General features: G+C 56.1%; 4 protein-coding genes. 2 read left to right on the top strand and 2 right to left on the bottom strand.

All coding sequences use genetic code 11. The features are described 5' to 3' along the window. Window positions 1–345: hypothetical protein (locus QW520_07685; protein MEM0449683.1), on the bottom strand; the 345-nt coding region annotated here is incomplete at its 3' end. 132 nt (window positions 346–477) lie between these two features. Here QW520_07685 and QW520_07680 point away from each other — a divergent pair. Further along, window positions 478–3,306: a tetratricopeptide repeat protein gene (locus QW520_07680; protein MEM0449682.1), complete on the top strand. Its 2,829-nt coding sequence runs from the start codon at window positions 478–480 to the stop codon at window positions 3,304–3,306. Between the two features lie 114 nt (window positions 3,307–3,420). Continuing rightward, window positions 3,421–4,194 (top strand): sulfide-dependent adenosine diphosphate thiazole synthase, encoded by a 774-nt coding sequence (locus QW520_07675; GenBank protein MEM0449681.1) that lies wholly within the window; start codon window positions 3,421–3,423, stop codon window positions 4,192–4,194. 1 nt (window position 4,195) lies between these two features. On the opposite strand, the gene QW520_07670 is transcribed toward QW520_07675, so the two are convergent. Further along, entirely contained in the window at window positions 4,196–9,556 is a 5,361-nt protein-coding gene (locus tag QW520_07670; protein MEM0449680.1) for an ATP-dependent helicase, read from the bottom strand. Window positions 9,557–9,578: the final 22 nt, after the last annotated feature.

Raw genomic sequence — 9,578 nt, 5'->3', positions numbered from 1 at the left:
GACGGCATAAATGGTGTAGAGCTTCATGGAATGGTTGGCTCTGAGTAATCTGCCCTCGTCGTCATAGAATTGCGCCAATCCAACATAGCGCGCGATGATGCTGACGAGGTAAACATTGTTAGGATTCTCTTCCGTCCCCCATAGTATGCCGAAAGCGCAGTCCTCACCGAAACGAACTAGGAAATGATTCCCTCCTCCTAGAAGCTCTGTAGGACCATCCTCGATAGTGATCTGATCATATAAGTCGGCTTGTTCCGCTGCGACGCCTACAGGAATGGTGCACGCCCCAACCATAAGGATAAGGGCTAACATCAATCCGCTGACTTTTCTGCCATTGAGGTCCATTGCATCACCTCTTGCCGCTATAGTCCTTACAGAAGGTAATAAAGGAAGTGTGCTTTTTTGCAGTAGTTTTATCAAAAGTCACATCTTTTTTTAACGAAAAGTGATTTTTGTTGATATCTTTATGCGTCATCAATGCCACGAATCCATCTCTCCCAACGTGAGAGGCTCTTATTGCATCTGATGGAGATGGACCGTTATCGGGATGAGATTGAGATACCCATCTGGGCTAGTCAAGAGGGCATCGCTAGGCGGCTCCGAACTCAGGTGCATAACGTGTCTAGGGCTTTGGCCCCGCTTATCGATGAGGGGCTGGTCATGGAGAAATTAGCCCATTTTAAAGGCGCAAAGAAGAGAAGAAAGGCCTACTTTCTAACAGCCAAAGGGAGAGACACAGCGAACTCCATTGCAAAGGATCTGCAGCAAATGAGGATCTCGTTCGAGAGTGGGGAGGAGAGAAGGGAGGCGACTCTGGAGGAGGTCATGCAAATTGTGAGCCGAGGTGGCAAAGCCATCGGCTTGTTCGATCTGCTCGACGCTGCTTGCCGATGTGATGTGCTGAGCGAATCCTTCCTGCTAACTACGATTGGTAGGAAGGATAACCTGATGCCCTCCATATCTCACGGCAGGCCTAGGGTAGAGGTTCTATACGGAAGAGGACGGGAGAAGGAAGAGCTGTTAACTCTATTGAATGTTGAAAGGGTGAAAACAATCCTAATAACCGGATTGCCAGGAATTGGCAAGAGTGCATTGGCCTCTCAAATATTCGAGGAGAATATCGGCAATGCGCCTCAACTATGGCATACAATTCATGAGTGGGAGTCAGAGGATAGACTGATTCAAGAACTCCGCGAGATCTTAGTCGCCTCGGGAGCGCTGGGGCTAGCCATGCGCAGCAAGGAAGGGCTTTCGATCAAAGAGTCCTACCCCGAGTTGGTAAAGGATTTGTCTCTAAGCCGATTAATTCTATTCTTGGATGACGCGCAGAAGGCCAGAGGATCCATGCTTCTCCTCATGAACTTTATTTTGGAGGCGGTCAGGGCCGCGGAAGGGGCCAAGCTAATACTGATATCCAAGGTTATCCCAGATTGGTATCCCGTGGGACGACCTGATTGTGCCAGGATTGATCTGGTAGGGTTGGACGATAATGCCGCCAGGCAGATGGCCCTATCCAAGAAGGCGGAGAATGTGGAGGCGATCATCAAGCAGAGCAAAGGGCATCCGCTCCTCATCAGTATCTTATCCTCGAGCGGCGAATCAAAGGGTGTGGGAGAAGCTATTGCCTTTCTCGATCAGGAGATGACATCCTCATTGAATGAGGATGAGCTCGAAGCGATGGAAGCGATCTCGGTGCATCGCCGACCTCTTCCCTTGGCGGCATTGAGCCAAAAGCAGCGGGTTGCGTTGCAGGGGCTGAGGAAAAAGGGATTTCTCATAGAGAACGAGGAAGGAGTTTATAGCCATGACCTGTTGCTCTCACATTTTCGCACCCACATCAGTGGAGAAAGGAGCAAAGAATTGCATGCCGCTGCGGCGAGATTCTACCTCAGCGGTGAGGATGCAGAGAAACGACTGGAAGGGCTATACCACGCGGTGAAAGCGAAGGATATCGACCTCGTGAGAAAAGTGATCTGCGGTGAGGGAGAGAGATTGGCCTATATGTTCCCTGAGGAGATGGAAGCGATATTGCAGACCTTAAGGGGATGGGAAGGGATGACTGACCTGCAATTCGAGATGTTGATGTGTCTCGCCTTGGCCCTAGAGGAGCTGGGCCGAGAGGAGCAAGCATTGAGCGTTTATGACGAGGCCCTCCTCAATGTGAGCTTATCTGATATCAGAAAGGCCAAGGCATTAGAGCGCAAGGCTAGGATCCAAATGGATTTAAGGAGATGGACGCAGTCTCTCGAAGCCCATGAACGTGCCCTCGGCCTCTACCGTTCATTAGGGGATCGCGCGGGGGAGGCCAGAGAGCTGATGAGCCTAGGGGCAGCATACAGACGCAAAGGAGATTTGGAGGAGGCGAGAGACCTCTTTGAAAAGGCGAGGGAGATAGCTGAGGAAATCCAGGATGGACATGTATTGTCGGCAGCCCTGAATAATTTGGCCATGGTGGAATGGGACAGGGGTTCCCCTTCCCGAGCGGAGCCTCTATTTCGGGATTCGATAGCGGCGGCGCACCAGGCGGAAGACATGGCAGGCGAGGGACAGGCGCTGCGGAATCTCGCCGCTCTGTTACGAGCGCAAGGGAGAGCGGAGGAGGCTTGGCGTAGATTGGAGGAGTCAGAGTCAGCATTTCTCAGGATAGGGATGATGGAGGATAGTTGGCAAGCAGCGGTAGAACGCGCTAAACTGCTAGCAGAACTAGATAGAGAGGGAGAAGGCATCGATCTGCTTCGCCGCCTGCTATTAGAGCGGATGCGTAGGACGCCCTGGGGAAAGAGGTCGGCGGCCCTGAGATTCGAGTGTCAGGTGAGATGGGCCCTGGTAAAGATGTTGCGAGAGGGCGAGAGGCTGAGAGAAGCAGAGGACGAGGCTCTTGAACTTGAGGCATTGGCGGAAAAGCGGGGCGACGTGCAGATGGCATGCAAGGCGAGAATCGAGAGGGCAATGATCCTGGAAGAGGAAGGGCATGTGCTAAAGGCCATGGATGCTCTTGAGACAGTAAGGAGAAAGCTCCTACCCATAGGGGATGCGCATGGCATGGCGGTGGTCCATTTTCGCCTAGGCTTGTTGGCAAGGAAGGCTAGACAGTGCGAACGTGCTTTGATGGAGATGCGTGAGGCACTGCATTATGCCACCGTTTCTGGGGACGTGATTGCGATGGCTTCCATCTATGAGGAGCTGGGTCTCATGACAGGTGATGCAGAAGAGCGTGCCTCGATGTTGCGCCAGGCCTATGAATCCTATTTAAAGGTAGGGCGAAAGGCAGACGCTGAGCGTATATTTTCGTTGCTTAACCAGTGAAGGGAAGGGAGTGTCGCTTTCCAGAAGCGCTTTTGCAACAATCTATATATTTCACGATAGTTTACGCCATCCCTAAATCCCACATCGAGCATTGCCTGAGGAAGTGAGCTGAAAATGCCCATAGACGAAGTGATGGTTTCGCGCAAGATCATAGAGCGCTACGCCCGAGAATTCCTTTCCAGCCTGGACGTGGATGTGGTAATCGCCGGTGCCGGCCCTGCCTCCTTGACGGCGGCACGGTATCTGGCGAAAGGAGGATTGAGGGTGGTGATTTTCGAGCGCAAGCTCACTCCCGGTGGAGGCATGTGGGGTGGAGGCCTTACTTTCCCCGTGATCGTGGTTCAGGAGGAGTCGAAACCATTGCTTGATGAGATCCATGTAAGATTGGAAGGGGGAGGAGATGGCTATTACACCGCCGACTCGGTGGAGGCCAGCGCCAAGCTCATCTCCAGCGCCATCGACGCCGGCGCACGCCTCTTCAACACCATTACGGTGGAGGATGTAGTCATCCGCCAGGACCGGGTCTGTGGGGTGGTCATAAACTCCTCGGCAGTGGAGGTCGCAGGCTTGCATGTGGACCCCATAGCGGTGCGATCGAGGTACGTGATTGATGGTACTGGCCATCCGGCTGAGGTGGTGAATGTGGTGCAGCGCAAGGTGGGCAGGCTGAACACGCCTACAGGTCGTATCGAGGGGGAGAAGAGCATGTGGGCCGAGGTAGGAGAGCAAATGACCGTAGAGAACACTGTGGAAGTGTATCCAGGCCTCTATATCACAGGCATGGCCTGCAATGCCGTCATGGGAGCGCCGCGCATGGGACCGATATTCGGAGGAATGCTACTGTCCGGCCGCAAGGTGGCCCAATTGATACTGGACAAGGAAAGGTGATCTAGCCGGGATGGGTGCGGTCGTAGAACTCCTGCAGCTCCCATTCCTCTTGCTCATCTGTCTCCCCTTCCCTTATGGTCATCCCCATCAACCTCACGTAAGCTTTCATAGCCGCCTTGGCCTCCTGCCCTCCCATTACCTCCGAGACATAAAGGTCATTGCCCTTCTTCTTGGCCATGAAGCCTCCAGTCATGTGCGATCCTGAGAAGATGACATAACATAGGGAGCCGAAGCGCTCCTTAATCTGGGGTGCAAGGAAATAGGAAAGCCTGTCAAGGGGGGAGAGCACGATATGGCCCTTGGGCTCAGGGAATTCCTTGTCCACGTCCTTGGCCAGCATCCAATTAACCGAATCCTCCCCCTGCACCAGGAAGCCTTTGACCAGGACCCCGTCATCCTCCAATTCCGCTAAGATGGAGCGCAGTTCCCTCATGCTGATCTCGAACTTTATCAGACGCGCCAGGTCCTCGGCGCTCATCAGTCCGAAGTTATCGAAGAGCAGGCGGATCACTTGCTTCCTAGCCTCTCTCGGCTCACGACCCCCGGAAGGGACCGCCTTGAAGCGATTGGCACCGTCCAGGCAGAGGCAGCTGCCCAGGTATAGGCGGCGTACGGCGTCGTGAGTACGCCTCTCCCCCAGCGGGGAGAGGTCGAAGAGCTTGCGTCGCGAGATGGAGCTGTGGTCCTCGGCTATGCTCATCACCGCACGCATGTCCTGATCCATCTCCACCCCCTTGGCATCACGGTAGAGGGAGGCGTGCTCCATGGTGGTGAAGGTGGAGAACTCGGGGATGGCCATGACCTTCACCACATGCCCCTGCTCATGCAGCTTCTTTATTGGCACCCTGACTTGGCATCGAAGATAGCTCTCCCAATCTCCCCTCACTCCCCCCATGCGCTTCACGGCGGTGAGGACGTTGTCATATTTGCGACCGCTCAGTCTCTGCCTGGCGAAGAGATAGGAGATTATCTCGCTTTTACTCAAGACGCGCGCCACCAAACGGCCTTTGGCATACAGGTCCCCTATGCGCACATATCCCGCGCTCTCCAGCGCTTGTGCTGTGGCAGGCGGAAGCTCAGGCACGGATTTCCCCAGGACCTCCCTCACACGCACGATGTCATATCCTTGCATGCGATCGAACTCCATCACCTCATCCAGCGCCTTCAGTGCCTGGGGTAGCATTCCTGGGTCGTCGAGATCCAGGGAGCGCACCTCGACGCAGCCGCTCATGTTCCACCTCTCCACTGCTCCTACCAACCTTCCCTCAGACAGAACGGGGAAGATCCAGCCCTCCCCGAATCGGGAGGCTATCTCAGCCCACAGGGGCTGCACCTCAGGATCGTACAAGGAAACGACCTTGGTCCCTTCTTCCCTAGGTCTGAAGGAGCGCAAAGGCTCCATGTCCTGAGGCAGCAGGAACTCCTCCACGCGAGCATCCCCTACCACTATGCTCTCCGCCCGCAGCCTGAGGAGACAGGAGCGCACCTCATCGGGGGAGAAGGAGGTATAGGCAGTTATGGCCTGGAAGGGAACAGGACCATAGGCGGCAAGGAAGCGGCGCACCATCTCCAGCCTGGCATCCCCCCGGTATTCTTCAACCTGTAATGGTAGATACACGTTCTCTCGCGACCAGTCCTCGCCCTCCTCGTATTTTCGTATTACATACATGTTCCTATCAAGACGATCTAACGAATCCTTGACCTCTTCCCTTTCCGCCCCCATCTCCGAGACCAGCTGCCTCAGGCTCAGCCCTCCGTAGGATGAGAGCACCTCCAATACCCTCTGGTCAAAGGAGGTCAGACCGCTTTGGCGATAAGCACTGACGTATAAGGGCGCGTCCTCTGCCAATATATAGCGCACCCTCCCCCGCAAGAATCGGCCCAGCAGCACCCTGCCTGAGGAGCGCAACCGCTCCCAGCGCTTCTTATCAAAGTCTAGCACGCGACGGTAGATGTCCAACAGCAATCCTGTGGGCCCCAGGCGCCTGAGGCACTCCACCTCGTCGGAGAAGGGACCGGCTAGCTTGCTGCGCCGGAAGGCATCGACGGTGCGAGAGTCGAAGGCCTGGGAGCTCCCCTGACGTAGGCGCAGACGGTCCAGCTTGAGCATATATTGTATGCCTTCGGAGATGATGAAATGCCCCTCATCCAGCACTTCCTCTGCCACCAAGGCCGATAGTTCTCTCCTAACTTCCGCCTCATCTTGCCCCAATGCGAAGGCCACCTCTTCTGCGGTGGAAGGGCCGTAGGCTCCCAGATAGGTCACGATGGCTTCTGTCAGCGCCCTCTTACGGTCATAGTGGGGAGGCTCCCGGCGCATATACCTCCATCGGCCGTTATGGTAGGACTGCCTGCCTACCCGCTGCGTTACCTCCAAGGCGTGCAGGGAGCGCACCACCTTATCAACGTCCATGCCTACTTCTTCCGCTAGTTCCGTGGCGCTCTGGGGCTTTCGCAAGGCTTCGAGGATAGCGAGGTCAGTATCGTTGAGGGCGCGATCGCGGCGGAAAAGGGAGGAATAGGCGGGCAGGTCCTCGGCGGCCACGAAGACCACGTCATCCAAGTATACCGAGGCGATCCTCCCTTCGCTCAGAAGCTCGGCGGCCCAGGCGTCCACTTGCTCCTTCGAGGCCGAGGAATAGGGATAGATGCTCCTGCCCTTCTCCTTGAAGATGTGCATAGGCCCAAGCCTTCTCAAGAGTTTAGGCAGCTCTTCCTTCGATTCCATTCGGCCGCGCTTCTTGCGGAAGTAATCGGACACCGCGTCCTCCTCGAACTCGAAACGGTCCAGCTCCCCTTCCATGACCTTGGAGAGGACTTTGCGATGCAGCTCGCGCAGGAGCGAGGATCGGTCCTCCATCAGGACGATGTCGGAAATGCCAGCTAGCACCACATTATGCGCGAAGGGGGAGGGGGAAGGGGAGAAGTCCAAGGTGGCCAATCGTATTTCCCCCGACTCCAGCCAGGAAAGTACCTTCTTGGCATTGGCCAGATCCATAACGTCCTCCAAAATCTCGCGGTAGGTCTCCTCGATGACCGGCACCCCTGGGAGGCTTGACAGGTAATCAAGCAGGTAGCCTGATCGGACCTGCTGACGGTTGACTGAGACCTCCTTTCCCTTGTAGTTGCGCAGGATCATGAAGGAGCGGGCGGCGGTATGACGGAAACGCTGCTTAAAGAGCTCCGAGTCCCGCACCGCCTTGCGCAGGATCCCTTCCAATGCTTGGCTGGGCACCAGCCCTTCCAGCTCGCTCAACTTGACGCGCTTGGGTATGCTTATCATGAAGGCGTCGTCCACCACGCTCACACTCACATTGCAACCCAGCTTGTTCGTGAGCTGGAAGGCATAAGCGCGCGAGAGGGCATCGTTGACCCTTCGACCGAAGGGGAAATGGAATATGATATTATGTCCCCCAGCCTTGTCCAGGTATCCCTCCACAGCCAAAGTTCGATCGTCAGGTATCAGGCCTACCGCCGACCTCTGCTCCTTGAAGTAGGAGAGGATGGAGCGAGCGCTGCCCACATCGATGTCGAAATCATCCACCAGCCACCGGATGAGTTGTTCCTCCGGCTCGTCCAAGCGGGAGGAGAGCTCGCGGCGGAACTTGGCCACCTCCATGCTCAGATCGAAGGAACGTGGCAGCATCTCTCCTGTCCAGGAAGGGACTGTGGGCTTACGGCCGGAAGCGGACCTGACAAAGGCTCTCATGCCTTTCAGCCTGAGGAATTCATAGGTGCGGCCCCCCAGGACGAAGACGTCCCCAGGGCTCAGGCGCTCCACGAATTTCTCGGAGAGGTCGCCGATGAAAACCCCACGCTCGTTCACCACCTTGTAATTCGCCTCTTCGGGTATGGTGCCGAGGTTGAGGAAGTAGATCATGCGGCCGCCCTTCTTCTTGCCGAATCGGCCCTCCTCTTCATCGTACCAAATCTTGGAATACACGCCTTCGAAGCTTTCTTTGGAGCTCAGGTACCTCAGCACGTTCAGGAAGGTCTCTTTAGGAAGGTGGCGATAGCAGTAAGAGCGCTGCACCAAGCGATAAGCCTCCTCCGCCTCCCATCGTTTCTCTATGCTCATCCCTACCAAGGACTGCGCTAGCACATCCAGGCAATTCTCCGGTATGGATACGCGGTCTATGTTGGCGCGATGCGCCGCGCGGCAGAGCACGGCGCATTCCACCAGATCGTCCTTGTCGAACACGATCATGCGCCCTTTCGAGGTTTTGCCCTGCGAGTGCCCGCTGCGGCCCACCCGCTGCATGCCCTTGGCCACTGATTTGGGGGAGCCTATCTGGCAAACCAGGTCCACGAAGCCGATGTCTATCCCTAGCTCTAGGGAGGTGGAGGATACCACGCACTTCAATTGCCCTGACTTAAGTCGCTCCTCCACATCCAGGCGGGTCTCCTTGGAAAGGGATCCATGATGCGCTTCCACGCTCTCCAGCCCTCTTTCCTTCAGCTTGTACACCACATTCTCCGTCCCCGAGCGGGTGTTGGTGAAAACGATGGTGCTTTGATGCTGGTCGATCATCTCCTTGAGCATGTCGTACATCTTGGAGTTGGTGATCTCATAGGACAAGGAGGTCATGTCCTCGGCGGGGCATAGCACCTTGAGGTCCAGGTTCTTCCTGGTCCTCACCTCCACCAGCTTCACCTCCCTGGGCCTGCCGTCCTCATATCCTGCCAGGAATTGCGCTATCTCCTCGATAGGGGCAAGCGTGGCCGAAAGGCCGATGCGAGTGACGCCTTTGCCGCACAGCTCCTGCAACCTTTCCAAGGTGAGCGAGAGGAACGCCCCTCGCTTGGAATCGCAGACCTCGTGAATCTCATCCAATATAACATACTCCACGCCAGTGAATTTCTCCCTGAACTTGGGGGCTGCCAGCGCCAGGGCCAGGGACTCAGGCGTGGTGATCAGTATGTGAGGAGGGCGCTTCAGCATCCTCTGCCGCTCTGCTTGGGAGGTGTCCCCTGTGCGAACCCCCACGCGGATGTTAGGCATGTCAGCATGCTCCCTGCGGGCCAGCTCCGCTATCTCCTGCAGAGGCTGCTCCAAGTTGCGGTTGATGTCGTTGGCCAGCGCCTTAAGGGGCGAGACGTACACGCAATAGATCTTCTCCTCCAGCTTCCCCGCCTTGGCATATTTGAAAAGCTCGTTGATTATGCTCAGGAAGGCGGTCATGGTCTTCCCCGAGCCGGTGGGGCTGGATACCAGGACGCTCTCTCGCCTATGGATTATGGGTATGGCGTAGGCCTGGGGCTCGGTCAGGTCTTCGAACTTCGATGTGAACCACTCCTCGATAAGGGGCTCCATCAGCCCCAATACTTGCTCCTTGCTGTAACGATGCATGACCCTTTCCATGACCATCCGCCGAAACTCGATT

The organism is Methanomassiliicoccales archaeon (genome assembly GCA_038740345.1).
GTDB lineage: Archaea > Thermoplasmatota > Thermoplasmata > Methanomassiliicoccales > UBA472 > JAJRAN01.
This window is presented reverse-complemented; position numbering and strand designations above follow the sequence as displayed.